Annotated in this window: 19 protein-coding genes and 1 tRNA gene; 14 read left to right on the top strand and 6 right to left on the bottom strand. The window is 50.7% G+C overall.

Annotated elements, in window-relative coordinates:
* The first annotated feature begins 170 nt into the window (after positions 1-170).
* The 12 genes from DACE_RS01900 (at position 171) to DACE_RS01845 (ending at position 17,081) form a co-directional block, all read left to right on the top strand.
* Positions 171-1,916: a hypothetical protein gene (locus DACE_RS01900; protein ID WP_005997888.1), complete on the top strand. Its 1,746-nt coding sequence runs from the start codon at positions 171-173 to the stop codon at positions 1,914-1,916.
* Between the two features lie 196 nt (positions 1,917-2,112).
* Positions 2,113-3,273, top strand: a complete 1,161-nt coding sequence (locus DACE_RS01895) for a NifS family cysteine desulfurase (RefSeq protein ID WP_005997885.1) — start codon at positions 2,113-2,115, stop codon at positions 3,271-3,273.
* 42 nt (positions 3,274-3,315) lie between these two features.
* Complete coding sequence (locus DACE_RS01890) at positions 3,316-4,287, top strand: iron-sulfur cluster assembly scaffold protein NifU (RefSeq protein WP_005997882.1); 972 nt, start codon at positions 3,316-3,318, stop codon at positions 4,285-4,287.
* Positions 4,288-4,598: 311 nt separating this feature from the next.
* A complete protein-coding gene (locus tag DACE_RS01885; protein ID WP_005997881.1) occupies positions 4,599-5,675 on the top strand; it encodes a cytochrome c3 family protein in 1,077 nt (358 codons plus the stop codon).
* Positions 5,676-5,831: 156 nt separating this feature from the next.
* The gene (gene def, locus DACE_RS01880) at positions 5,832-6,347 is read left to right on the top strand and encodes a peptide deformylase (protein ID WP_005997880.1); all 516 of its coding nucleotides are present in this window, start codon (positions 5,832-5,834) and stop codon (positions 6,345-6,347) included.
* A 5-nt stretch (positions 6,348-6,352) separates the two neighbouring features.
* Positions 6,353-7,288 (top strand): methionyl-tRNA formyltransferase, encoded by a 936-nt coding sequence (fmt, locus tag DACE_RS01875; RefSeq protein WP_238326385.1) that lies wholly within the window; start codon positions 6,353-6,355, stop codon positions 7,286-7,288.
* Between the two features lie 141 nt (positions 7,289-7,429).
* Positions 7,430-8,266 (top strand): zinc metalloprotease HtpX, encoded by an 837-nt coding sequence (gene htpX / locus DACE_RS01870; RefSeq protein WP_040365939.1) that lies wholly within the window; start codon positions 7,430-7,432, stop codon positions 8,264-8,266.
* Positions 8,267-8,352: 86 nt separating this feature from the next.
* Positions 8,353-9,741, top strand: coding sequence for a 16S rRNA (cytosine(967)-C(5))-methyltransferase RsmB (gene rsmB, locus DACE_RS01865; protein WP_040365898.1), 1,389 nt, complete (start codon positions 8,353-8,355; stop codon positions 9,739-9,741).
* A 41-nt stretch (positions 9,742-9,782) separates the two neighbouring features.
* Positions 9,783-10,436 carry a ribulose-phosphate 3-epimerase gene (gene rpe, locus DACE_RS01860; protein ID WP_005997876.1) on the top strand — a complete coding sequence of 218 codons (654 nt, stop codon included), beginning with the start codon at positions 9,783-9,785 and terminating at the stop codon, positions 10,434-10,436.
* Between the two features lie 10 nt (positions 10,437-10,446).
* Positions 10,447-12,291 (top strand): bifunctional homocysteine S-methyltransferase/methylenetetrahydrofolate reductase, encoded by a 1,845-nt coding sequence (locus DACE_RS01855; protein ID WP_005997875.1) that lies wholly within the window; start codon positions 10,447-10,449, stop codon positions 12,289-12,291.
* A 250-nt stretch (positions 12,292-12,541) separates the two neighbouring features.
* Positions 12,542-14,497 (top strand): FAD-dependent oxidoreductase, encoded by a 1,956-nt coding sequence (locus DACE_RS01850; RefSeq protein ID WP_005997872.1) that lies wholly within the window; start codon positions 12,542-12,544, stop codon positions 14,495-14,497.
* Positions 14,498-14,552: 55 nt separating this feature from the next.
* Positions 14,553-17,081, top strand: coding sequence for a molybdopterin-dependent oxidoreductase (locus DACE_RS01845; RefSeq protein ID WP_081449908.1), 2,529 nt, complete (start codon positions 14,553-14,555; stop codon positions 17,079-17,081).
* 87 nt (positions 17,082-17,168) lie between these two features.
* Here DACE_RS01845 and DACE_RS01840 read toward each other — a convergent pair whose 3' ends face one another.
* The 3 genes from DACE_RS01840 to DACE_RS01830 form a co-directional block, all read right to left on the bottom strand.
* The gene (locus tag DACE_RS01840; RefSeq protein WP_005997868.1) at positions 17,169-17,564 is read right to left on the bottom strand and encodes a CoA-binding protein; all 396 of its coding nucleotides are present in this window, start codon (positions 17,562-17,564) and stop codon (positions 17,169-17,171) included.
* Positions 17,565-17,586: 22 nt separating this feature from the next.
* On the bottom strand, positions 17,587-18,030 hold the full coding sequence (rnhA, locus tag DACE_RS01835; RefSeq protein WP_005997867.1) for a ribonuclease HI: 444 nt from the start codon (positions 18,028-18,030) through the stop codon (positions 17,587-17,589).
* 164 nt (positions 18,031-18,194) lie between these two features.
* Positions 18,195-18,818: a hypothetical protein gene (locus tag DACE_RS01830; protein WP_005997866.1), complete on the bottom strand. Its 624-nt coding sequence runs from the start codon at positions 18,816-18,818 to the stop codon at positions 18,195-18,197.
* A 294-nt stretch (positions 18,819-19,112) separates the two neighbouring features.
* Between DACE_RS01830 and DACE_RS01825 the strand changes: the two genes are divergently transcribed.
* Positions 19,113-19,829, top strand: coding sequence for a hypothetical protein (locus DACE_RS01825; RefSeq protein ID WP_005997865.1), 717 nt, complete (start codon positions 19,113-19,115; stop codon positions 19,827-19,829).
* 299 nt (positions 19,830-20,128) lie between these two features.
* Positions 20,129-21,709, top strand: coding sequence for a sensor domain-containing diguanylate cyclase (locus tag DACE_RS16925; protein ID WP_005997864.1), 1,581 nt, complete (start codon positions 20,129-20,131; stop codon positions 21,707-21,709).
* A gap of 39 nt (positions 21,710-21,748) precedes the next feature.
* Here DACE_RS16925 and DACE_RS16920 read toward each other — a convergent pair whose 3' ends face one another.
* The 3 genes from DACE_RS16920 to DACE_RS01805 form a co-directional block, all read right to left on the bottom strand.
* On the bottom strand, positions 21,749-24,118 hold the full coding sequence (locus tag DACE_RS16920) for a sensor domain-containing protein (protein ID WP_162013577.1): 2,370 nt from the start codon (positions 24,116-24,118) through the stop codon (positions 21,749-21,751).
* Positions 24,119-24,432: 314 nt separating this feature from the next.
* Positions 24,433-24,510, bottom strand: a tRNA-Glu gene (locus DACE_RS01810).
* A 489-nt stretch (positions 24,511-24,999) separates the two neighbouring features.
* Entirely contained in the window at positions 25,000-26,382 is a 1,383-nt protein-coding gene (locus tag DACE_RS01805) for a multiheme c-type cytochrome (protein WP_005997861.1), read from the bottom strand.
* Between the last annotated feature and the right edge of the window lie 12 nt (positions 26,383-26,394).

The following is a 26,394-nucleotide window of genomic DNA, read 5'->3' as shown; positions in this document are numbered from 1 at the left end:
TACTCTATGTCGTCAGTGTCAATCCTTGTCTTTTTGGTTAAGTGACTGTAATTTCATACTATTTTTTGAAAATAATTCCTGTGTAGGCACTGGTGGGGGGCTTTAAATCTAACCTGTTTGGTCAATAAACCGGCTTGCCAATCTTTTGTAGACGGGGTAAAGTTGCGCCCATGAATACGATAAATAACCACACTTCACAGAAACCGCCCGTTGTTGCCTCGGAGTTGCTGGAAAAATACTCCTCGGCTATTACGCTGTCGGACATGGAAATTTTCATCTACCCCGACCTGCTTTACAGCCTGGTGCTGGCGAACATCATGTCGCCGGTGGTCTGGCAGTGGCGTGATGATCCATGGTTCGCCAAAATTGACACAATGAACCCTTACCGGCGCATTGTTCGGCTCAAGCAGTTCATCATGGATCATTATGATTTTAATCTCGATCTGGATACCTGGGGCTTGACCCATAAGGATACCGAGCTGGATCGTTTTAAGGATGTGATGGACCCGGAGATCATTGCCGAGAGTAATGCGTTGTTCGGTTATACCGGGGATCGCTACTACTTCGACATGAATATCCGTAAGCATTTCGGTCTCGATAAATACGATAGCGATATGATTCCATACTGGAAGACGGAAACCGTTGAGGCCATGGATGCGTTCTGCTATCGCGACGGCTACCGGAACGGTGCTGGCGAATGTGTGTCGCTGTCCACTCTGTATGCGGCGGCATTGTTCGTCGTGTGTAAAATTCCGTTGGAAGATATCTTCCTCATGGCGACGCCGCTGCACTCGCAGAACTTTGTCGATGTCAAGGAAGGGCTGGTTACCAATAACCGGCGCATTGTCACCAAAAACATGTGGTTCAACGGCACGGAACTGTCGGCTCGCGCCCAGCGCGCCTTGCGGAATGAGCAGGTGACCATGGTGGCGCATTGCAGCGGTAATATTCATGTGGTTTATCCCGACGTGAGTATTGACCCTGAGGCCTATCAGCGTTTCTCCGACAAGTTAGTGACCTATCTCAAGGTTGATCTGAACCAGGAGATTCTCTGTAATTTTTTGCGCGAACACAGCTCGTTGCAGAAATGTTTTCAGATCAGTCAGATGCGCCACGGTAAAAAACGCTGGATTGCCGCAGAAAAGGTTTACAGCTATGAGCATGGCAGCTCGTTTAAAGCCAGCGATAATACCCGGGAGAAATTGCTCGACGAGATCGATTCCTATGATTATTCTCCGGAACCGCTTGAAGGCCGGATCGATTTGGAGCGCTTTGAAGCCTTTTTCAAAAAACACCCCAAGGTCAACCTCGACAAGCAGAAGATGCGCAGTGCGCTGGTGGCGGAGTTCAACTGCCCGCAACAGAATGCCTGTGAATTGATTGACAAACTGCGCGAGTTTGTCGAAATAAGTCCGCGGCTGCCGGAGTATGAAGAAAAGAGTGTCGTGGATGTGCCGCCCATTGTTCTGACCCAGGAGATGGACCGTCACCAGGTGATCGATGCCTTGACTGCGATTCGCCAACAGAATCCGGTGGTGGATCTGGGCTTTTATGCACTGCGCGATCTGCGCAGTTGTGATTGGGGTCCATTTGTCAAAGCGGCGATGGAGCGCAATCCGGTAGCCGTTGTAGCAACGGAAAATTTGAGTGATGACGCAGTGATTGAGCAATTGTCCGCCATGGAAAATGCCTCCATCTATTCCGAGGGCCGCTTGGCCCAACCGGATGAAGTGTGGAATTTTCAGCGCGGTGATGGTCTGGAGCGGGCGTTTTGCCTGGCCGATATCTGGCGAGCACGCTATGCCGACGACGAGATTGTCCTTGATGTTCAATCCGGTATCGCACGCTTGTCTTTTGGTGGTCGCCAGGTTGAGTGGTCGACAGCAAAAGGGTTGGAGCACCATCTGCTCCTGTAAGTCACCACAGCAGGAGATCTTTTATACTTGAGCAGTTCGATCAACTATGTTGACGGGCTGCTTTTTTTCATTTATGGTAGGCAAAGCTAAACCTTTCAGGTCATATTTAGGCCGCAGGTGTGATGACGGACACAATGGCGTGCCGCACAGAAGCGCTATTTTTTTCTTATCTTATCTCGATTAAGGCGGAAAGTTTATGGAACGAATCTATCTTGACAACAATGCCACCACCATTGTCGACCCGACAGTGCGTGAAGCCATGGATCCATTTTATTGCCACATGTACGGCAATCCCAACTCCTTGCACTCGTTCGGCATTGAAGTGCGTCCCTACCTTCATCAGGCGATGGAACAGATGTATGCGGCCATCAACGCCGGTGATGAAGATGATATTATCATCAACTCCTGTGCCACCGAGGGCAACAATACGGTGATCATGGGCATGTACTTCAGCCTGCTCAAGGAGACACGCAAAAAGCGTATTGTCACCACGCAATTGGAGCATCCGTGTATTCGTGAAGCCTGTCGATTTCTTGAAACTCAGGGCGTCAAAGTGACCTATCTGGCTCCGGACCGTCAGGGGTTGATTACGCCGGAAATGGTTAAAGAGGTAATTAGCGACAAGACGGCTCTGGTGTCAGTGATGTGGGCAAACAATGAAACCGGCTTGATTCTGCCGATAAAAGAGATCGCCGAAGTCTGTAAGGAGAAGGGTGTTTATTTCCATACCGACGCGGTGCAGGCAATCGGCAAAGTGAAGGTCGATATGCAGGATGTCCCGGCGGATTTTCTTACCTTCAGTGCCCATAAGTTCCATGGTCCGAAAGGGGCGGGCGGCCTGTATGTGCGTAAGGGGGGCATGTTGCCGCCGCTGTTACACGGTGGTGAGCAGATGGGTGGCCATCGTGCCGGAACCGTTGATGTGCCGGGGATGGTCGGCATGGGCAAGGCGATGGAGATTGCCGTTGAGAGTCTGGAATACGAAAACACCCATGTGCGCCGTCTGCGAGATAAGTTCGAAGATGCCTTGATGCAGATTGATGATGTGCTGGTGGTCGGTGACCGCGATCTTCGCACGCCGAATACGGTGTATGTCAGTATCCGTGGTGTTGAGGGAGAGGCGATGATCTGGGACTTGAACCAGAACGGCATTGCCGCTTCAACGGGCAGCGCCTGTGCATCGGAATCACTCGAAGCCAGTCCGATCCTTACGGCCATCGGGGCTGACAAAGAGCTGGCCCATACCGGCGTTCGTTTCAGTTTGTCACGCTTTACCACGGAAAAAGAGATTGACTTTACCATTGAGGTGGTCAAAAAAGCCGTGGTTCGTTTGCGTCAACTGTCCACCTCATACTAAGACCCTGGCGGGTCAGGGTTCACGAATATAGGAGTTACCGTTATGGGTAAAAATGATTTGATTGGCGGCTCTCTCTGGGAGCAGTATTCACAAAAAGTATCCGACCGCATGAACAATCCGCGTTATTTCGGTGAGCTGACCGAAGAGGACGCCAAGCGTCTCGGCGGGCGACTGGTGATTGCCAACGAGGGCGCTGAGTCCTGTGGCGATACCGTGCGACTGTTCTGGGTTGTTGGTGACGAAGATGAGGTGATCAAAGCGGCAACCTTTAAATCGTTTGGTTGCGGAACCGCGATTGCCTCCACGGATATGATGGCGGAGATGTGTATCGGCAAGACCGTTGATGAAGCCACCAAGATTACCAATTTGGATGTTGAGATGGCGCTGCGTGACACCGAAGACCAGGCGGCGGTGCCGCCGCAGAAAATGCACTGTAGTGTCATGGCCTACGAGGTGATCAAGCAGGCTGCGGCCATTTATCGCAATGTTGATGTCGAAACGTTGAAAGACAAGGATATTGTCTGCGAATGTGCCCGGGTGTCGCTGCAGATGGTTGAAGACGCGATCCGTATCAATGATCTGACCACCATCGAAGAGATTGCCGATTACACCAAGGCCGGCGCTTTCTGCAAGTCCTGTATTGAACCGGGCGGCCATGAAAAGCGCGATGTGTATCTGGTTGATATCCTCGCTCGAGTGCGTGCCGAGATGGAGGCGGAGCGCAATCCGGAAGGCGCCAAGGTGGATGATTTTGTCACCCTGTCGATCGTCAAGCAGGTCAAGGAGATTGAGGCCGTTCTCGACCGCCATGTCCGTCCGGCCCTGGCTGGTGATGGTGGTGGTATTGAACTCGATGATGTTCAGCCAGGTGAAAATGATGGCCAGGTGTATGTTCACGTCAAATACAAAGGGGCCTGTAAGGGCTGCGCCGGAAGTGTTGCCGGTACTCTTGGCTTTGTTCAGACAATGCTTCAGGAAAACCTCAGTGAAGCCATTCGCGTGGTTGTCGCCTGAGGCTGAGCGGTTATCCTCCCTGTGATTAAGGGCGTGGATTGAACTCACATTTAAACAACACGTCAAGGAGAGGGATGACCCTCTCCTTTTTTTTGTGGGGGATTTGCCCACCTGCTGCTGAACCTACCCCACATGAGACCTGTCTCAAAATTAGAAAATGATCCCAGTGAAACAGCTCTGACAATATTTTTCGTAACTACAGCTACTTATGCCTTCTTTGTGGGGTTATGAGTAAGCCCTAAAATGTTGGCCCGCCTTTTGCTAGACCATGTTAACCATCTGATTGATGTGCGTTTGATGTAGAGGGTTGTATGCGTGGGATTGTTATTTTATGTCTATTGCTGATGGGGGCGGATACAGTCTGGGGGATGGTGTCCGGACCCTGTGCAAACTGTCATACCATGCACAACAGCCAAAATGACTCGGCGGTCTATGCCGATGGACCGTCGAGTCATTTGCTCTCTAATAGCTGTGTCGGCTGTCACAGCCACGCCACCGATACCATTGTTGAACTCGGAGAAACGCGCATCCCCATTGTCTTCACCCAGAACCGGCCGACTTATCCGGCTGTTGGTACGCCGACTTCCACCTTGGCCGGAGGGAATTTCTACTGGGTGTCCCAAGAGGGCGGTGATGCTTATGGTCACAATGTCTATGGAATCTCAGGCGAGGATGGCACGTTAACCACCGCACCGGGAACGTCTCTGGGGGCGAGTGGCGGTGGTGCCGGTGAATGTGCGGATTGTCATGCCACGTTGGCCAGCAATAACCCCATCAGTGGGTGTACCGGTTGTCATGTGCCGCATCATCATGCCAATGACTCTGCTGATGTTGTTGATGGCGCGGGAGGTTGGTACCGTTTTCTCGGTGAGAATGAGGCCATGGTGGGTGATTCCGGAACCTATGGTGTTACGGGCATTGAAGACGAAGATTGGGAGCAGAATCCAACCTCAACACAGCACAACACCTATATGGGAACCACAGAGGTGTATGAAAAAAGCGTTAACTCCTATATGCGCACGGAATCCATGGGTCAGTTTTGCGCCGGTTGTCACGGCAATTTCCATCACGATATGAATGAGGATCAGGCTGGACTTACTGGCGCCTGGATTCGTCATCCCTCTGATGTGGTGTTGCCGGATACTGGTGATTATAAGGAATACACGGTCTATAATCCGTTGGTGCCGGTGGCGAAAACATCACTGACCGGCCAGAAAAACAGTTCTGAGGTGGTGCCGGGTTCAGATGTGGTGACCTGTATTTCCTGCCATCGTCCACACGGATCACCCTATCCGGATATGCTGCGTTGGGATTATGCGGCAATGGTTGCCAGCGCGGGCAGCAATACCAGTGGTTGCTTTGTTTGTCATAGCAGTAAGGATGATTAGACCATTTCTTGATCAGACATGAGGGAAGAACAAGGGGAGAAGCTGAGCTTCTCCCTTTTTTGCGTCTTGCGCATCAGTTGACTTGGCTCAGGGGGCGTATTATCATACTTAGATTGTTGGTTGAATGCGTGATAACACGGAAAGGAATTGCTCTCCATGAGCCTGTTGAAAATATATCATTATCCGGACGCGGTATTAGCTGAAATGTCCGAACCGATTGCTGTTGTTGATGACGAGATTCGTCAACTCGCCGCCGATATGGCGGAAACCATGTATGCCGCACCCGGAGTTGGTTTGGCGGCCCCGCAGGTGGGTATTTCCCGGCGATTGATTGTGCTTGATTGCGGTGGTGAAGAGAATCCGGAGCTGATCAAAGCCGTTAATCCGGAAATCCTCGAGCGACAGGGCGACTCGTGCGAAGAGGAGGGGTGTCTGTCGGTGCCCGGTTACTACGCGGCAGTCAAACGCAGTTCCTGGGTTAAGGTGCGCTATGTGGATATGGACGGTCAAACCGTTGAGCGGGAGGCGGAAGGGCTGTTGGCGATCTGTTTCCAGCATGAGATCGATCATCTTGACGGCAAGCTGTTCGTCGACCGTTTGTCCTCCCTGAAAAAGGGGATGTTTCGTAAGAAATATCCGAAAATTCTCGAACAGCAGCAGGAGCAGTTGTGATTAATATTCAAACCATTCGTACGGTTTTTATGGGCACCCCCGATTTTGCTCTGGATACACTACAGGGCCTGATTGAATCCGGCGTGCAGATGGTCGGTGTTTATACCCAGCCGGACCGGCCCAAAGGGCGGGGCAAAAAGCTGGCCGCACCGCCGGTCAAGGAACTGGCGTTGGAGCACGATATCCCGGTGTTTCAGCCACAGAAACTTCGCGATGAAGAGGCGGTGAAGCAGTTGCGCAGTCTGTCGCCTGACCTGATTGTGGTGGTGGCCTACGGCCAGATCCTTCCTCAGGCGGTTCTTGATATTCCCAAGTATGGCTGCATCAATGTCCATGCGTCGCTGTTGCCGCGTCATCGCGGAGCAGCGCCGATTAATAAGGCCATTGTCGATGGCGATCCGATGACCGGAGTCACAACCATGATGATGGATGTTGGCTTGGATACCGGTGACATGCTGGTAAAAAAATCGTTGTCCATCCATCCCGATGAGACGGCCGGCCAGCTTCATGATCGTCTGGCTCCATTGGGGCGTGAAGCGATGGAGGAGACATTGGCGCGTTTGTGTGCTGGAACCCTGGCGCGTGAAAAGCAGGATGACAGCTTGAGCACCTATGCGTCGATGATGAAAAAAGAGGACGGTTGCATTGATTGGAGTAAGGAGGCCCGGCAGATTCATAATCTGGTGCGCGGCCTTGATCCGTGGCCGGGAGCTTATACACTGCTGGACGGTCAGACGCTCAAATTGGCAAAAACCCGCTGTGTTGAAGGGCAGGGGGAACCGGGACAGGTTCTCGAAGCCAGTGGTGAAACGGTCATCGTTGCCTGTGGGCAGGGGGCGTTACAGTTGGGGGCGTTGCAGTTGCCGGGCAAAAAGATGCTCAGTGCTGCTGATTTTCTGCGTGGCCGTGGTCTGGAAAAAGGAAATCTTCTCGGTAGTTGATGGCGGATACGGTTATTTGCACAGTCCGCTTCTGGGGACATCTCCCTTGAAAAGCGCTTTGGGGATGGTTAGATTGTCGCTCAAATGGGGCGATTGGCGCCGTACTTCTAACCGGACCTATCCAATAAAGAGGAAATAATGCTGAACAATTTGAAGACCGTTGGCCTGATGGCCTTGTTGACCATCATCCTGATGGTGATTGGTGGTGCAATTGGTGGCCGTGGCGGCGCCATTGTGGCACTGGTTCTGGCTGGTGTGATGAATATCGGATCCTATTGGTTTTCCGATAAGATCGTCATCCGTATGTATAAAGGACAGGAAGTGAACAGCGGCATGCTCTACGATGTCGTCAGTGAGCTGTGCGAGCGCAACAATCTGATCATGCCGCGCGTTTACATGATTCCGCAGGACACACCCAACGCGTTTGCGACTGGGCGTAATCCGCAACATGCTGTCGTGGCTGCCACGCAGGGGATTGTTCATCTGCTCAGCCGTGAAGAGCTGATGGGCGTGATGGCTCACGAGTTGAGCCATGTCCGTCATCGCGATATTCTTATCGGTTCTGTCGCAGCAACCATCGCCGGAGCGATCTCATATCTGGCCCAGATGGGGCAGTGGGCCATGTTGTTCGGCATGGGCGGCAGCGATGATGAGGATGGCGGCGGTAACATGTTTGTCATGCTGATCACCATGATCTTTGCGCCGATGGCGGCCATGCTGGTGCAGATGGCGGTATCGCGCTCGCGTGAGTATGCGGCAGATCGTGGCGGCGCTGAACTGTGCGGCAATCCGCACTATTTGGCCAGTGCCCTGCGTAAGCTGGAGTCGGCCAATCATCAGCGGCCCATGCATGATGTCAACGATGCAACCGCGCATATGTTTATTGTTAATCCGCTCAGTGGTAAAGGGTTGCAAAGTCTTTTTTCCACCCATCCCCCCATGGATGAGCGAGTGCGTCGATTGGAAGCGATGGCGTAACGCTGTCGTTACGAGGGCAGAACGTTTCACGAAATGTGCGGGGGTGTGCCGACGAGCATACCCCCGCTTTGTTATTCGAGGTGTGTGTGGCAAAAAAAGCAGAGCCTAACGTCAAGGATGCGCGACGCATCGCTTTTGATGTGTTAACCCGGGTGGATGAGGGCGGTTATTCCGATCTGGTGTTGGATGCCGCACTGGAGGCGAATCCTGGCCTTGATCCGCGCGATCGTGCCTTGGCCACGGAGCTTGTTTATGGCGTGCTGCGCCGTCGCGGCAATCTCGATTTTATCCTCAAAGCCTATAGTCGTCAGCCGCTGAAAAAATTGCAACCCAAGGTGTTGCGTCTGCTGCGTCTGGGGATCTATCAACTGTGCTATCTTGACCGGATCCCGGATCGGGCCGTGGTTCACAGCATGGTGGAACTGGCGCGGCGCTGTGGTCTGGAGCGGGTCAGTGGTTTGGTCAACGGTGTGCTGCGTAGTTATTTGCGTGAGCCGAATCGGGTAGTATGGCCCGACCCGCGCCGGGATACCCAGGGCTGGCTGGAACATGGTCTGTCGTTGCCGCACTGGTTGGCGCAACGCTGGCTGGTGCAGTATGGTGCCGAGGGGGCCATGGCACTGGCTGAGAGTCAGTTGAGCGCACCGCCCGTCACTGTGCGCGTCAATACCCTGAAAATGACGCGGAACGCGTTTGTCGCTCAGCTTAAGCAGCGTGATATTGCGGCCGAACCGACCCGTTTTGCACCGGAAGGTGTGGTCTTGCCCCATGCCGGTGATCTACAGCGTTTGCCCGGACGCGAAGAAGGCTGGTATCAGGTGCAGGATGAAGCCAGTATGCTGATTGCACATCTGTTGTCGGTCGAACCCGGTCAACGCCTTCTCGATGGCTGTGCGGCACCCGGCGGCAAAACCACCCATCTGGCCGCATTGACCGACAATCGTTCAGAGATTCTCGCCCTTGATCTTCATTCGCAACGGCTTGAGATTTTACAGCAGGGCGCCAAGCGCCTTGGGTGTCAACAGATTCGTACACTGGCGTGCGATATGACCCAGCCGTGTGAGGACTTGTCTGCAGGTGGTTTTGATCGTGTTCTCATTGATGCACCGTGTAGCGGTCTGGGGGTATTGCGGCGCAATCCTGAGTCGCGTTGGCGACGTAAACAGACCGATATCAAGGTGCTGGCCAAAACCCAGCGGCAAATTTTACATCAGGCTGCAGAATTGGTTGTTCCCGGCGGCCTGTTGCTTTACTCTTTGTGTACCACGACCCCGGAAGAATCCACTGCGGTGGTGGCGGACTTTCTGGCCCACCATCCCATGTATGTCCAAGTTAACCTGGCCAACCGTGTTCCGAAACACTGGGAGGGGTTGTTTGATGATGACGGACAACTTGTAACGCGCACTGGTGAGCATGGCCCGATGGACTGCTTTTTTGCCGCTGGTTTTTATCGTCAGCCGGAGTGCTCATTTTAACGTTTATCCTGAACAGTTCCCGTAGCGGGAAGGAGTGAACCATGATCAAGATTTCTCCCTCGATCCTTTCGGCGGATTTTGCCCGTCTTGGTGCGGAAATTCGCACCGTAGAACAGGCCGGAGCCGACTATATCCATGTTGATGTCATGGATGGCCACTTTGTGCCCAATATTACCATTGGCGCGCCGGTTGTCGGTGCGTTGCGTCAGGTGACCGAATTGCCCCTTGATGTTCATCTGATGATCGAGAATCCCGATCTGTATATCCCCGACTTTGCCAAAGCCGGCTCCGATATTATTACTGTTCATCAGGAGGCGGTACCCCATCTGCATCGGACCGTTCAACTGATCCACAGCCTGGGCAAGAAAGCGGGTGTTTCAATTAATCCGGCAACACCGGCCGGGGCACTGGAGGTCATTATGGCCGAGGTGGATCTGGTGCTGGTGATGACGGTGAATCCCGGCTTTGGCGGACAGAGTTTTATTCCGGCGACACTGAACAAAATTACCCAACTGCGTGAGATGATCGATCGCACCGGCCGTGACATTGAGCTGGAAGTGGATGGTGGTGTCAAGGCCGACAATATTGGCGAGATCGCCGCTGCCGGAGCTGATGTGTTTGTCGCGGGCAGTGCCGTGTTCAATGCTCCCGATTATACCCAGGCCATTCAGGCGCTGCGGGATAACGTCAAGTAAAGGCTAAGCCATGAGCACCCCACCATTTATGCAGCGCATCCAGGAAACCGTTCTGATTGGCGATGGCGCTATGGGTACCCAGCTTTACAGCAGGGGCGTCCCGGCGGACAGTTGCTTTGAACGGCTCAACCTGACCCGACCGGAGCTGGTGACTTCAGTCCATGAAGCCTATGTCAAGGCGGGTGCTCAATTACTGGAAACCAATACGTTTACCGCCAATGGGGTGCGGCTCGGTGGTGTTGGCCTTGATGGTCAGGTGCGCCAGATCAACGAGGCCGGTGCGCGTCTTGCCCGGAAGGCGATAGGCAGTGGTCGTGAGTGTTTTGTGGCAGGATCCGTCGGGCCTTTAGGTTCGCGAGACAGCGAGGAAACCCATTCTGTCGACGATCAGAAGAGCCTGTTTCGTGAGCAGATGACCGGTCTGGTTAATGGCGGTGTCGACCTGCTGCTGCTGGAGACGTTTGCCAGTCTGGCCGAACTGCAGTTAGCTGCATCCGTGGCGGTGGAATTCGGTTTGCCGGTGATTGCCCAAATGGCATTTTTCGCTGAAGGGCGAACCCGTGAAGGGCTTGATGGCGGACAGTTTGTTGCCGCGTTGAAAAGCGATGTTGATGTGGTTGGCGCCAATTGTGGTGTGGGACCGCATGAAATGCTGCAACTGGTTCGTCAGATGGTGGCAGCAACGTCTGGGCCTGTTTCAGCCTTTGCCAATTCGGGTTTTCCCCAGTATGTCAATGGCCGCCACGTCTATCTGGCCACACCGGATTATTTTGCAGCGCGTGGTCTGGAGATGGTTGAGGCTGGAGCCGGGCTGGTTGGTGGTTGCTGTGGGACGACTCCCGAGCATATTGCGGCGTTAACGGCGCAGATTCAGGGGGTGAAGCCGAGCCGTGTTGCGGTGCCACATCCGGTTGAACGGCGAAAGCCGGTAGCTGTTGAGGTGGGCGAATCGCGCCAGACGACCGTGTCGCCGTTGCTGGACCCGGCGCGAAAAACTGTGCCGATCACTGTGGAGCTTGATCCTCCGCGCGGCCTGGATTGCTCGTTGACGATTGAACGCGCCAAACTATTGGCGCAAAATGGTGTCGATGCCATCAATCTGGCTGAGAACCCTTTGGCCCGTATTCGCATGGGAAATCTGGCTCTGGCTGCAAAAATTCAGGATGCCACCGGGATCCCGGTAATTGCTCATGTCACGTGTCGTGATCGTAACCTGATCGGTTTGCACTCCGATCTGATGGGGGCGCATTTGCTCGGTTTGCGCCATATTCTCGCTGTTACCGGTGATCCGGTTTCTGTTGGCGAGACCAGCGGTGCCACCAGTGTGTTTGATCTCAACTCCGTCGGCCTGCTTGATCTGCTCAGTCATTTGAATCAGGGACGCAATATGCTCGGTGCTGATCTCGGAGAGGGGACCGGCTTTTGCTTGGGGGCGGCATTCAATCCCAACGTGACCCATCTGCAGGGGCAGGTGAATAAGTTGAAGAAAAAACTGGCGGCTGGCGCGCAGTTTTTCCAAACGCAACCTGTTTATTCGTCGACTGTTTTTCAGGATATGGTTCAGGCTCTGCAAGATGTTTCTGCGCCTGTATTTCTCGGATTGTTGCCGTTGGTCAGTGAACGTAATGCGGAATTTCTTCATAATGAGGTGCCGGGAATTACGCTGCCCGACGAGGTGCGGAAAAGGATGCGTGGTACTGTGGGCGACAGCGGTGTCGTAGCGGGGATGGGCATCGCCTCCGAGCTGGTTCGCTCCTGTGCACCTCAAGCTGATGGTTATTATATTATGCCCCCCTTCGGCAAGGTCGATCTTGCCTTGCAACTTATCGAAATTATAAAGGCAACATCCGCCTGACCTTTTTTTCTTTTACAGGTCCTCCTTATCCCTGCCGGTTGTTGCATTTATCGGCAATTGTTCACCTGGCTGGAGCCACCAGCCGGCTAAATTTATCCTTGATTTGCGACAGGCATTTGTGGTATTTAGCTGCATACTGTATACAAAATGTCAGTGGTGATTTACGACAAAAAGGGCGGCTAGTCGCTCTTTTTTGTGCGGAATAAGGGCTCTCTTGCTGGCGAGGGCGTGTGTATAACAGGAGGTCATATTGTCTGATATAGTTTTTTCCAGCTGGGGAAGAGAAATCGTCGATAACCGTAACGGCGGTGAAGCCGATCTGGCATCGTTGAAGCTGAAGCTTCCCACAGAGTATCTGGACGGTAAAGTCGGTGCCTTCATGGGCTGGGATGGTGTTGTTCTGCTCGACGGCGAAACCGATGTCGTGGCGATGGCCGCTGAATACATGAAGCGGGTTCAGGAAAAACACTGCTGTGGCAAGTGTACTCCCGGTAAAAAGGGAACACGTGTCATGCAGGATACGCTGGCTCGGATTCTCCAGGGCCACGGCGAAGAGCGTGATCTGGAAATTATTGAAAACCTGAAGTCGTTGTTGGAAGGCTGTAAATGTACACTGTGCATGACGTCAGCGATCCCTGTTCTTGACACGGTCAAGTACTTCCGTGATGACTACATGGCCTATATCGGTGGTGGTAAAAAGCCGAAACCGGCAGCCAGCTATCACGATAAGCTCACTGCGCCCTGTATTGATCGTTGCCCGGCGCATATTGATATTCCCGCTTACATCGAAGAAATCAAGAATTATCGTTTCGAAGACTCGTTGTCGGTAATTCGTGAGCGGATGGCGATTCCGGCTGTGTGTGGCCGTGTGTGTCCGCATCCCTGTGAGACCGCCTGTCGCCGCGCTCTGGTTGATGAACCGGTCAGCATTATGGTGATGAAGCGTGTTGCATCTGACCATGAATGGATGCACCATAAAACGCCGCCGATGCTTCCTGCTGCACCCACCGGTAAAAAAGTTATCGTTGTCGGTGCTGGCCCGGCCGGATTGACCTGCGCATTTTATCTGGCTCAAAAAGGCCACAAAGTCAAAATTATCGACATGCTGTCGGAGCCCGGTGGAACCGTTGCTGTTGGTATTCCGGATTACCGCATGCCGCGTCCGTTGCTGCGACGCGAAGCTGAGATTGTTGAAGCCCTCGGCGTTGAGATTGAGTATGGCGTTAAGTTGGGCCGTGATGTTTCTCTGCGTGAGCTCAAAGAGAACTATGATGCCGTGTTCCTCGGTACTGGCGCATTCAAGTCCAAGCCGATGGGGGTTGAAGGAGAAGATGCCGGTTACGAAGGGTTCTCCGAAGGTGGTATTCATTATCTGCGAGCTGTTGCGCTGGGCCAAGGCATGGTCACGCCGAAACGTGTGGTCGTTGTCGGTGGTGGTAATACCGCGATTGACTGTGTCCGTGTTGCGTTGCGTGAAGGTGCGGAAGAATCGATCCTGGTTTATCGTCGTACCCGTAACGAGATGCCTGCGGAATCGTACGAGGTCGATGATGCCGATGAGGAAAATGTTCGCTTTGAGTTCCTCGTTAATCCGACCCGTTTGATTACGGAAAATAACAAGATCACTGGTGTTGAGGTGATCAAGATGGCCTTGGGTGAGCCGGATGATTCTGGACGGCGTCGTCCGCAACCGGTTGAAGGTTCCGAATATATCATCCCGTGTGACATGGTCATCCCGGCCATTGGTCAGGACCCGGATCTGGGTTATCTCGAAGATGGTGATTACGGCATCAAGCAGACCCGTTGGAATAGTATCGTTACCAACGGCGGCACTATGATGACGGATGATGATGGTGTGTTCGCCGGTGGCGACTGTGAATACGGGGCAATGACTGTTGTTCTGGCCGTTGGTCATGGCAAGCGCGCGGCCAGTGTCATGCATCGTTATCTGATGGAAGGCAAATCCATCCTTGATGACGAAGAGGCTTTGGAAGATGTCGTCAATCGCTTAGGTGTATTTGATGCGGATGAAAACGTTCCCAACGTTGGTGGTCTGCATCGTGAACACCAGCCTAAGGTCGATGGTGCGGAGCGTGCCACCAACTACGAGGAAATTGAGTTAGCCATGCCTGAAAGTCAGGCGGTGGTTGAAGCAGATCGTTGTTTACGTTGCTACCGGGTGGCAATGGTTGCCGTCGAACAGTAGTCGGTATCAGACCTGCACAAGAGCTGAAAACGGACACTAGCGTTAGGATTTCCATATGAGTCATAAAGGTGAAAAGTCAATGGTCAACCTCACAATTGATGGTCAACAGGTACAGGTAGAAGAAGGCCAAACCATCATTTCTGCTGCAGAAAAACTCGGCATCAAGATCCCAACGATGTGCTACCTGAAAAAGGTATCTACGACCGGGGCATGCCGGGTTTGTCTGGTTAATGTTGAAGGTGTTGAGGGTTCTGTTACTGCCTGTAATACCGTGGCGACAGAGGGTATCGTTGTAACAACGACCGGTGAAGAGCTGGTGAATAAGCGCAAAGATATGATCCGGTTGATGCTGGTCAATCACCCGCTTGATTGCCCGGTTTGTGACGCTGCCGGCGAGTGTGACCTGCAGGATATCTGCTATGAGCACGGCATTCTTGATCAGCCGTTCACTGCAGAAGACGTTGCTGCGGCAAAAATTACTGATTGGCCGTTGATTGAAAATGTCCCCTCTCGCTGTGTTCTGTGTGAAAAATGTGTCAAAGTCGGTTATGAGTTAACCGGCATTGGTGACTTTACCGTGGTTGAACGTGGTGACATGGCCTACATTGGTCGTAAGCCAGGCAACGACATTGATCCCTATATTGAAGGGAATGCTGTTGATGTCTGTCCGGTCGGCGCCATGATCTCCAAGCCTTTCAAGCACTCTGCACGGAGCTGGACGCTGGATAAAGTTCCTTCCATTGGATATGCCGGTGGCAGCCTGGAGCAGGTGGACCTGAATGTCAAACAGGATAAGTTGTTCCGCATTACCTCTCAGGACGATGCCACGATCAACAATGGTCTGCTCGGCTTCGATTCGAGCTTTGGTTACGGCTTTGTCAACTCGGAGAAGCGACTGCTCAAGCCGGTGGTTAACGGCGAAGAGTCCACTATGGCTGATGCCCTTAAGGCTGTTGCTGATAAAGCGGCGGAATTCGGTGGAAGCGCTGTTGCAGGTTTGTCTTCGGCTCGTCTGACCGTAGAAGAAAACTACCTGTTCCAGAAGCTGTTCCGGACAGGATTCAAGAGTAACAATATTGACAGTGAAGCGCGGTTCGGTATGCAGCGTGCGTCCGATACGCTGGCTGAAGTTTTAGGACTGCGTGGCGCAAGTGCTGCAGCTCAGAAAATTGCTGGTGCGGATGCTGTGCTGGTCTTTGGTTCCGACATCACATCGGAACAACCGCAGATTAATTATCTGATCCAAAAGGCGTATCGTCAGAACGACGCCAAGCTGCTGGTTGCCAACATGCGCCAGGTGCGCATCGCCAAAGAGTCGCATTGCTTTCTGAACTATGCACCGGGCAGCGAAGCAGCTCTGGCCGCTGCTCTGGCCAAACTGATTGTTGAGAATGGTCAGGCTGATGAAGCGTTCCTCAAGCAATATGTTAAAAACAGTGCTGATGTGAAAAAAGCTCTTGCCAAAGTGGATGTGGCTAAGGTCGCTGAGGCTTGCGGAATTGACGCTGCTTTGCTCACTGAAGTTTCTGAACTCTTAGGTGCGGCGGAAAATGTGGCCATTGTTTTTGGCGGTGATGTTACCAAATCGGCACTTTGTGAGGAGACGGTCAAGAGTCTTGCAAACTTGGCGATGGTCAGTGGTGCCTTGGGCAGTGAAAGCGGTGGCCTGTATCCGGTTGATGAAAAACCGAATATGCAGGGGCTGCTCGATGCTGGTGTCACTCCTGAGTATCTGCCGGGTTATGTTGCTAACAGTGACGCTGGCATGAATGCTCAGCAAATTCTTGAAGGCATTGAATCTGGCGTAGTGAAGATGCTTTATGTTGCCGGCACCAATCCTCTGGTCAGTTATCCGGACAGTGCCCGTTGGAAAGCCGCCCTTGAGAAGGTTGAATTGCTGGTTGTTCAGGATATCCTGGCATCAGAGTTGACCGAAATGGCCAGCGTTGTCCTACCTGCTGCGGCCTATACGGAGAAGTCCGGTACCTACATTGCTTGTGATCACACTGCAGGTGTTCTGGCCAAGGCCGTGGCACCGAAAGGTGGCTCGCAAAGTGATAAAGCGATTTTTGCCCAACTGCTTGAGGCGACAACGGGGAGTGCTCAAACCCTGTGCAATGAGAAAATTCTCGCTGAAATGGCTGAAAGCTGCGATCTGTTTAGTGTCGTTGGCCTGGCTGGCGACCGTTATCAGAGTAGTTGCACCAAGAAGGGCTATACGCCTGCCGCAGCGGCATTGACTTTCTCAGATTGCGGTCATGTGGCTGAAGCCAAAGGGTTGATCCTGATCTCCGGTAAGATGCATGCGCATACCGGTGTGACGTCAACATACGCTGCCGGAGCTCTGGAAATTGCTCCCGAAGGGTACATTGAAATCAGCACTGCCGATGCAGATAAAATCGGTATTACTGACGGGGCTGTTGTTACCGTTAAGACGGGACAGGGTTCGGCACAAGGTAAGGCTCGCATCAGCAGCTATGTTCCTCAAGGTGTCTTATTTGCTCCGTATCATTTTGCTGAACTGAATATTCAGCAGGTGATGCCTTCCGGGGCAAACTATACAAGTGTTGAAGTCAGCAAGTAGATCACGTTGCACGATTACTAAAAAAGCCCCGGCGCATTGCGCCGGGGCTTTTTTAGTAAATTAGTGTTTAATGTCTGTTGGCTGTGGTTAGTGTTCGTGGTAATGCAGAACCACCAGCAGACAACTACCGTCGGCAATGACATTGATGCCATTTTCCTTGCATAGAGCAACTGCCTCGTCGCTTTCAGCTCCGGGTTGCATCCAGATGTTTTTAATCCCTTTGACAATCGCCGATTTTACCACCTCTGTGGTGATCTTAGGTGGGGTGATAATGGACAGGCTCTCCACATTATCGTCAAGGTCGGCGACGCTGGAGACACAGGGCAACCCCTCAATCGTTTCAGCGCGCGGGTTGATCGGTGTGACCTGTTTGTTGTTTTGTTGATAACAGCGCAAGACCTTGTTGCCATATTTGTCTCGGTTCGTCGATGCGCCGGCTACAGCATAATGGTTCGCGGATAGAAATGTTTCAATCTGGTCCATACTCTCTCCTTGATCAATTCATTTATTCAGCCAAGTCTATAGCAGTCCGGGCAAGTTCATCGCAGCGCTCGTTCTCTTCGTGGCCGGCATGACCTTTAACCCACTGCCAAGTGACCTCGTGGTCTTGGGCCGCACGCTCAAGGCGTTCCCAGAGGTCGCGGTTAAGAACGTCCTTTTTCTGGGAGTTCTTCCAGCCTTTTTTTTTCCAGCCTGAGAGCCATTGTGTCATGCCCTTGTAGACATATTGAGAATCTGTCGTCAGGGTGACAATGCATGGTTTCTTCAACGCTTCCAATCCTGCAATAGCTCCAAGCAGTTCCATGCGGTTGTTGGTGGTTTGCGCTTCATAACCACTTAGTTCCTTAATGTGGCTACCACAGCGTAACAGGGTGCCATAACCGCCAGGGCCGGGGTTGCCACGACAGGCGCCATCACTATAAATTTCGACATGTTGTTTTTGAGACATGCCCGTATCATAACAATGTCGCGGTAACAGGGCTAGTAATGTTTAAGCGTTTTCGGTGAATGGTGTGAATACGTGGTAGGGTGATACTGCGATGTGTCCACGCGTGAGGAGATAGAAAACACCGTGAGTGTCTGATGCTGATTCTGTTTTATCCTGTGGTTAAATCAATAGGCCTTTGAAATGTAGTCGGGGTTCATGGCTTTGTTCAGTTTGTTGATAAGCTGACTTTTTTGTACTTTGATGATTGGCATATCCCAGCAGCCACCATACCTTTTCCATGAAACCTCGGCGACGATATCTTGTGAAGATTTAAAAACCCACTTATGCGCGATGCAGTGTTCGCTGGTTGATTGTGTTTCTTCGTGAACAAACGTCATCTGGTACCATTTTTCAAGAATGTTGCCAAGCGCTTCCAACGCTTCTTCCGGTTCTTGATCTTCGACAGCGAGACGAAACCGGATGCGAAAAAGTTCTTCATCACAAAAGTCATAAACAGGTTGGGTGATGGTTAAGTCATGGAACTGACCGGCGTCACTTTGCCGTGTGTAGGAGCTGTAAACAGTTTCTTGGTTCTCAAAATCATTGAACGTTGCTCTGCGAATACATTCCATTAAAGTGTCAGGCTTGGAACCGAATTCTGTAAAGTCGAAAGTTGTGGAAGTTGTAACGGTTTGGATGGTTTGAGCTGATACAGTTTGTAATGACAAAAGCAAAGAGCACAAAACGTATACAATTGTTTTCACTCTCAACTTTTTGTCGGAATTATGGGAAGTCAAAAAAACTGTCATATAATTTACCTCATTTAATTTTTATATATTAACTGTTGTTCAGGGAATTGTCCAGACTCCGTATTTAAATTTTTAGAGGTTACTGAGTGGCAAATAGGTTTGCCCATAGATATGGGATGTGTCTATTTAAAATCATATCTGGGGGGGGGAAGGTGAGAGATGGTTTTATATTAAAAGGATTGAATTGCAATAATTGGACTAGCTAATATGTGTAGCGCAAAGTATTAAAATGTGAAATGGTGAAACAAACAAGGAAGGGACGATTTTGGGCGAAGCCTGAAGTGTGATGAAAAAATGAAATCTGGACAATCCAACGAGGGAACGGTTTTTCTTGAATTTATTATCGATGAAAAAGAGTGTGGGGATGATGTTGCCATAAGCGGGATTATACGAGTGCCGATTGTTGCTGACTTGTTAAGCCCTGAACAGCGAAATGAACTCTATCTGCATAAAAACAACAATGAGTCGATGACTCAGATGCGTGTTGATCTTGTTGAGTACGCTTATGAAGGGGCGCAGCCTCAGTGGCAGCGACAGCTGGTTACGGAAATCGCTAAGTACAACGACTGTGAAAAAGAGTCCGTGCAGGCTCTGGTTCGTGATTATCTAGCTCAGCGTGCAGACTTTCGTTGCCTGAAACAAAAAGAGCATGAAGAAATGCGCCAGAAATTTAAACGCATTCCTGTTGAAAGTTTAGTTTGCTACAGCGATTCCATTGGGGTGGGACCTTATGTGCGCGTTCCTTTGGGTGCCGAGAATGGTGAGGCCACATTGAATCGGAAAATTTTAAATGAAATGAGACCATATTTCACTGACACTGCCGTTTTTTTGGCGAAATTTCAGCAAGCAAGATTGGTGGCAGAGAATCACAATGAGGCTCTGGCGGAAAAGTTACAGGCGCTGTGGGCTGCAGATGGTGTCAGTCGGCAAGAGGATAAAAACAAAGAGCAGCACTATTTTGGTGATGTTGAACTGGTTGTTGAGTTTGATGACGAATTTCAGGTCGCCTGATAAAGACATGCCAATCCTTTGTAGAATTGATGAGCGACCAATTGAACTAAATCAGTCATGAGACTGATTGGTGCTTGCACGTTGAATGGCATGAGGGAATTCATCGTGCGTCTCTTTATTAAGGAAGTTCTTCGCAAGCCCCGCATGTGTGCGGGGTTTGTTTTTTTGAAATAGTACAGAGTGGGCTGATGGGAAGCTATGGCGAGGCTGTAAGAATAATCGCTATATAAAATGAAAAACCCACCAAGAGTGTTATCTTAGAAAGTAATAAAGTTAGTTTTATGAGGAGAATGCGTTGAATGTCCATTCGTGGCCGCATAATCAGCATGGTTTTGCTGTTGGAAATTGTTCTGATGGTGACGGCAGCGCTGTTGTTTTTTAATGAGCATAAAAAAAGGGAACATGAAACCCTTTTTTATATCGGCAATAGTCTTAAGAATCATTTTGAACGCAACGCCAGAGAAACCGAACAGCGCTATTCCAGCCGCGTAGCCGGTTTCGTCAAATCCAATCCAGCTGTCATTGATGCCTTTATCCGGAAAGATTCAGCGCGGATGGTACATTTACTAGAGAGGAAAGTTGAAACTCTGCATAAAGAGGATGATTTCTTCTATTGTATTACCTTCGTCTTTAGTGATGGCACTATATTTTATCACAGTAAAGATTTACATAGAATCGGCCAAAATGTTGCGTCAATTCCGTTTGCCAGAGAAGGTTTTGAGAGTCGAAAACCTGTGTCGGGACTTGTTCTATCTCTGGCGGGGTTAGCTTATCGCTACAGCTATCCGGTCTTTGATCAAGAGCGTTATGTGGGTATGATCGTGCTGGTTGTCGAGCCAACGCGGGCGATCACCATGCTTGCCGATGATTACAATGCTGAGTGTGGCATCTTTGTTGATCGAAAATATGTTGCCCGATTTGAAGATAAAAATGTCCGCGAGATTAAAGGACAGGCGCTGGTTGCATGGCAAGGGAAGTCCTTCTCAGACGCCGGCTTTACAGAAGCGTTGTTTAAAGCAAAGGCTCTGGAGCGTTTTGAGTTCAGTGGTCAGATATATCGGAGGTTTGCACCGCTGCCAATACAGAATTACCGTGGAGAGAAGATTGGCGAGGTGCTTACGGCGCTCAATACAACGAAAGAATATCATGAGTTTCGTGCCTCATTGATGCATGCCGGTGGCCTGTTTTTCTGTGTCTTTATTTTGACACTGATGAGCCTGTTTGGTGGGACGGGTTTTTTTCTGAAACAGGTCCGTTCTCTTCAGGAGAGTCTTGAACTCAAGGTTGCAAAAAGGACCTCAGCTCTTCAAGCGTTAAATGAAACGTTGTCATTAGAGATACAAGAACGTAAGAAGGCTCAGAGAGCCCTGAAAGAGTTGAGTGAAAAAGATGTGTTGACCGGGATTTACAATCGGCGGAAATTCAATACCTACTACGAAACGGAGTGGAGTGCCGCAAGGCGCGAAGGGCGCGTGTTGTCACTGTTGATGATCGATATTGATCTGTTCAAGATCTACAATGATCGTTATGGCCACCTTGCGGGTGATCAGGCTCTTCATCAAGTTGCCATCACGTTGAACCAGACGGTATCGAGGCCGCGTGACTTTGTTGCCCGTTATGGTGGAGAAGAGTTTATCTGTCTATTGCCGGAAACCTCACAGCAGGCAGCTGTCCAGCTGGCGGAAACAATGAGGCAGCATGTCGAAGATCTGCATTATATCCATGAGTTTTCCGATACCGCCAACGTGATTACTGTCAGTATCGGCGTGGCAAGTGTGATTCCTGAGAAAAATCAGGCAAAAGAGGAGTTGATTGACCTTGCGGACAAGGCTCTGTATCTGGCTAAAAGAGACGGAAGAAATTGCACTCGCATAGCCTGATAGTGGGCGGGCCGAAGAGTTCTTTTTCAGGTGCTTTTGTCATTCGCGGTTGTCAGGGCTTCCGTCTGTGAAAAAATGATCAAAGGGCTCTTTGGCCACGGGAGGGCTGTACAGGTAGCCTTGTCCCACTTCACAGCCCTTTTCCTTGAGGAAAAGTAACTGCTCTTGTGTTTCAATCCCCTCAGCGACGACCTTGAGATTCATACTGTGGGCCAGTGCGATAACGGCTTTGGTAATTGAGGCGTCATTGTCGTCCGTTGTGATATCGCGAACAAAGGACCGGTCGATTTTTAAACGGGACAGTGGAAAGCGTTTCAAGTAGCTTAAAGAAGAATAGCCTGTACCAAAATCGTCGATAGCAAGGTGGATCCCTTTCGCTTTAAGTTGTTTAAGAATGTTGATGGCTGAATCAATGTCATCCATAAGCAAGCTTTCTGTTATTTCAAGTTCAAGCCATTCGGGTTTGATCCCTGTTGTCTGAACAACACGCTCGATCATTTCAAGGAAGCCGGGCTCTCTGAATTGGCGTGGTGAAATGTTAACGGCAACACGAATCGGGCTGTGTCCGGCATCCTGCCATTTCTTATTCTGAAGACAGGCTTCCTGTAAAACCCATTCACCAATCTCGATGATTACTCCAGTCTCTTCAGCCAGGGGAATGAAATCGTTAGGGGAGATCATGCCCATCTGCGGATGTTGCCAGCGCAGTAACGCTTCACAACCGACAAGTTCACCCGATTGAATGTCGAATTGCGGTTGATAATAGAGGACAAACTGGTCCTGATTGACGGCTTTGCGCAAATAGCTCTCCAGCTCGATGCGTGTTTTTGCGCGGCTGTTCATTTCGGCCGTATAAAATTGACACTTGTTGCCTCCCAGCCCTTTGGCCTGATACATGGCGATTTCGGCAAAGGCCAGCAGTTCTTTGGGGTGTTGGGTGTCGGTTGGGGCAATGCTGATTCCCATACTGGGGGTGATAAACAATTCGTGACCGTCAATTGTAAATGAAGGCAGGATGGTATCAATAAAGTTTTTTGCCACGGTACTGACGTGAGAGAGTTCCTTTATGTCCTCAATAATGATCAGAAATTCATCACCACCCATGCGGGCGAGAGTATCTGTCTTACGAATTGAAGTGCTCAGGCGTTTGGCAACTTCCTGAAGTAGTTGGTCGCCAATCTCATGGCCCAGAGAATCGTTGATGTGTTTAAAGCGGTCCAGGTCAATAAACAGCAGGGCTGTAAAAAAAGGTGAGCGGTGGGTTTTGAACGTTGCCCGCTCTAACCTATCAAAAAATAATTCTTTATTTGGCAGGTGGGTAAGCTGGTCGTGCGTCGTTACAAACTGGAGATGCTGCGTTTTTTCATTGAGTTCAGCTTCTGAGTTTAAAATATCAGTAAGATCGCGGGACGTTTCGATGATCCCGCGGATTGAATGGTCTTCATTGTACAGTGGTGATGCTTTAATTTCATAGGTCCTTTTCTCATGGCCAGCCCGTAAGTGCTCGTGAATTTCACGGGCTTCTTTGCCCGTTTTGAGAACTTGGCAAAGGGGACATTTTTGATTGGTGTCTGAGCACGGCGTATCTGACCCGTGAGAAAGCTGGTAGCATAAGGTCGGGCCAGGCTGCAGTGCGTGTTCGGGGTGGCTCTCCCTGGCCGCCCGGTTAGCCAGGATGACGTGGTAATCAGTTGAAATTGCCATAATCGGATCCGCGATGCCATCGATGACTGTTTGTAGGAATTCCCGCTCTTTTAACACCGCTTGGTCAGCATTCTTGTGTTCGGTAATATCCTGAACCAGAGCGACGGCGTAGATGGAATCGTTATCACTGACAATCCATTTGCCGGTAAAGTGTCCGATAAGGGTTGAGCCGTCTTTACAGAGATAGGTCTTCTCGAAATTGCACGGCTCATTCAATTTGTCGCGGAACCGGGCTAAGCGGTTTAATGTTTCGTCACGCACCTGAGGCGGTGTGACATCGAGGATCGTCATGCTTTTCAATTCGTGCTCAGAATAACCAATCATTGAACAGAATGCGGGGTTGGCATTGAGGATACGTCCTGCTGTGTCATAAGAATACATGCCCGCACCACCATGCTGAAAAAACGCATAGAACTGTTCAGGGCGGCTGTCGTGATTTGCATTGCGTTGAGTCGATCGACGCGAATGGTAGATCTTGATAACGCCGGCACAAAAAAGAATTACCAGGAGGAATCTTGCCAGACTCGTTGTGTTTTCCGACAGGTGGAGTTGTTGCTGCAACCCCAAGCCAAGGGCGGTAAGGAGTATTGCTATTGAAAGCACCCTGAGTCCGTTTTTCTCCTTTGCCTGCTGCGCCATGATCCACAGCAGCAAGGAGCAAAGGATGAGTAGAAACGATGTCAGCAGAACGATAGTCGTGCCCATAAACATGCTTATACCTGCATCTATAAACAGAGTTTGTTTTTTTGTTACGTCCGATCTCGCGATAAGAAAAGATTTGTTGATTCTAGCAAAGATAAAATAATTTCAGACGATTTTCTTTTTTTTAATGCGCGTGACGTTATCAGAAAGGTGGGGCGAGCGTGTACCTGAGAGACTGTGGTCGAAATTGCAATGACGTTCGTCATGTTTATGAAGGCTGTCGTGGGAGATGATTTGGTGAAATACCAGCATCCCACTTCTTTGGTGTAGACCAAGTAAAAAGCCCTGCCGATCAGTGATCAGCAGGGCTATATCTTTGGCGTCCCCAGGGGGATTCGAACCCCCGTCGCCGCCGTGAAAGGGCGGTGTCCTGGGCCAGGCTAGACGATAGGGACTTATGTATAAAAATGGTGAGCCGGGGGGGGATCGAACCCACGACCATCTGATTAAAAGGAACTTGATCCGCCAGGTGTGGTAGGTTGGTAACTGCCTGTAATTAAAAGATTAAATTCTGTTTCAGCGTGCCATTAGCTGGTGATTCGCTTGATTTAGGGTGGTTCGGTGCAACTATCTGCAGTTCTAAGGTTTTTATTGAAAAATGGGGTCATGCCCAAGAGTCAATCTAACGTCAATCCGGCCCGAAAACCAACCTAGGGGCAACCTTTTCACTCACCGTTTCTGCGGGCCCCGTTATCAGAATCCAATTCTTTTGCGCCTTAGTTTCTTGGCTAAATCCCGACTGTGACCATTTACACAAAGGATTTTACAAGCCCAGTATATATGGGAATCTCAGTGTCTCTGTTTTTACGCATCGTCCAGTTCTGATAACGCCCCCCTGTCGCATACGAGACAGGGGGGCTGTTCAGTCAGAACCCTGATTGGGATTATGGTTTGCCAAATAGAACCGGTGGTCGGGTTGTGTCCCCAGTGGCATTGGGGAAGTCTTTAAAGATATATGCTTTTTCTCCTGTCTCAATCAGGTGTCGAGCTTCTTGCATAAACCCATTATACCGGTGTTTGCACTCATAGAAACCATGCCACCAAGCATAATCTGGTGCCATCATTGCCGTCCCCATGCGTGCTCGACGACCTTCGTGGTGCCACAGCTCGTAGAATTCGACCTCAAGATGCTCATCGAAAAATTTACTCTTATCGAGAAGACCTTTGCTGTAAAGATCATCAAGCATGGCTTTTGCCGGTTTGTAATACACTTCGTTGTACTCGTTGATCACGGCATCGGTTTTGGTGTAATGGTCTTCAACCCAGTTTTTGGCGTGGCATTGTTTACACACGTCTTTCATCTTGTTGCGCTCGGTAACCCAGTTGCTCTTGGCTGGGAATGGTTTGAAATCCTCTGGGCGGACCGTGAGCGGTGCCTGCAACTCCCAGCTTAACCGTTCTGTGACATCGTGGGTTGTCATTTGATTCCCGGAACCACTCATGTGACAAGATGCGCACGTGGGTCCTCGATAATCAATGCCTGGTGTCCAGGTCCCTGGTGCGGCATCCCAATTGTAATCGTCACCAAAGGCGGCATAGATATCACCGTGCTTGGATTCGGTAAAGATTTCAATCTGTGGATGATCCGGACCTAAATGGCATTGTCCGCAAGCCTCTGGCTTGCGAGCTTCAGCTACAGAAAAACGATGGCGCGTATGGCAACTTGTGCAGCTTCCCTTGCTGCCGTCAAGGTTGATGCGTCCCACTCCGACATTCGGCCAGGTTTCTGATGAAAGCCGCCCTTGGTCATCCATCTCCAGAATCGTGCCGTGGCAGTAATAGCACCCTGCCTGGCGTTCGATATCGGAGTTCATTCCCTTGTTCAGCCACGGATCGACCTTCCACATGATTTCAATCGTATTGGCATGTTTGCTGACGCTGTACTCTTTGACTTCGTCGGGATGACAGCGAGAACAGTCTTTTGGGGTGACGACTTCAGCGATGGGCACGCGGTATTCAGAACGGCCCCACGGGGTGTCATTGCGTTGATATTGCTTAAAATGGGTCTGGCTGATATCCGAGTCTGTCTCATCGGCTAAGTGGCAATCAAGACAGGTAATGTTAGCGCTTGCATGGCGGCTCTCCGCCCAGTCCGAGAAAATGCCCGGATGCTCCTGTTTATGGCATTCCAGACAAGCTTGTGCTTGTTTGGACATGCTGCGTTCCAGGCGAAAATCTTTGAGTTTAACTTGGTTAGCAGCAAATGTTGTTCCTGCCAGAACCAAACCGAGAATTACAGAGACAACAACAGTTATTGACGTTTTCATGGCAGTTCCTTT

This window comes from Desulfuromonas acetoxidans DSM 684 (assembly GCF_000167355.1).
In the GTDB taxonomy this organism is placed as follows: domain Bacteria; phylum Desulfobacterota; class Desulfuromonadia; order Desulfuromonadales; family Desulfuromonadaceae; genus Desulfuromonas; species Desulfuromonas acetoxidans.
This window is presented reverse-complemented; position numbering and strand designations above follow the sequence as displayed.

Bases quoted from the DNA above. Each gene is read 5' to 3' on its own strand.
- DACE_RS01900 (WP_005997888.1), top strand. From the start codon at position 171: ATGAATACGATAAATAACCACACTTCACAGAAACCGCCCGTTGTTGCC.
- DACE_RS01895 (WP_005997885.1), top strand. From the start codon at position 2,113: ATGGAACGAATCTATCTTGACAACAATGCCACCACCATTGTCGACCCG.
- DACE_RS01890 (WP_005997882.1), top strand. From the start codon at position 3,316: ATGGGTAAAAATGATTTGATTGGCGGCTCTCTCTGGGAGCAGTATTCA.
- DACE_RS01885 (WP_005997881.1), top strand. From the start codon at position 4,599: ATGCGTGGGATTGTTATTTTATGTCTATTGCTGATGGGGGCGGATACA.
- def (WP_005997880.1), top strand. From the start codon at position 5,832: ATGAGCCTGTTGAAAATATATCATTATCCGGACGCGGTATTAGCTGAA.
- rpe (WP_005997876.1), top strand. From the start codon at position 9,783: ATGATCAAGATTTCTCCCTCGATCCTTTCGGCGGATTTTGCCCGTCTT.
- DACE_RS01855 (WP_005997875.1), top strand. From the start codon at position 10,447: ATGAGCACCCCACCATTTATGCAGCGCATCCAGGAAACCGTTCTGATT.
- DACE_RS01845 (WP_081449908.1), top strand. From the start codon at position 14,553: ATGAGTCATAAAGGTGAAAAGTCAATGGTCAACCTCACAATTGATGGT.
- DACE_RS01840 (WP_005997868.1), bottom strand. From the start codon at position 17,564: ATGGACCAGATTGAAACATTTCTATCCGCGAACCATTATGCTGTAGCC.
- rnhA (WP_005997867.1), bottom strand. From the start codon at position 18,030: ATGTCTCAAAAACAACATGTCGAAATTTATAGTGATGGCGCCTGTCGT.
- DACE_RS01830 (WP_005997866.1), bottom strand. From the start codon at position 18,818: ATGACAGTTTTTTTGACTTCCCATAATTCCGACAAAAAGTTGAGAGTG.
- DACE_RS01825 (WP_005997865.1), top strand. From the start codon at position 19,113: ATGAAATCTGGACAATCCAACGAGGGAACGGTTTTTCTTGAATTTATT.
- DACE_RS16925 (WP_005997864.1), top strand. From the start codon at position 20,129: ATGTCCATTCGTGGCCGCATAATCAGCATGGTTTTGCTGTTGGAAATT.
- DACE_RS16920 (WP_162013577.1), bottom strand. From the start codon at position 24,118: ATGGGCACGACTATCGTTCTGCTGACATCGTTTCTACTCATCCTTTGC.
- DACE_RS01805 (WP_005997861.1), bottom strand. From the start codon at position 26,382: ATGAAAACGTCAATAACTGTTGTTGTCTCTGTAATTCTCGGTTTGGTT.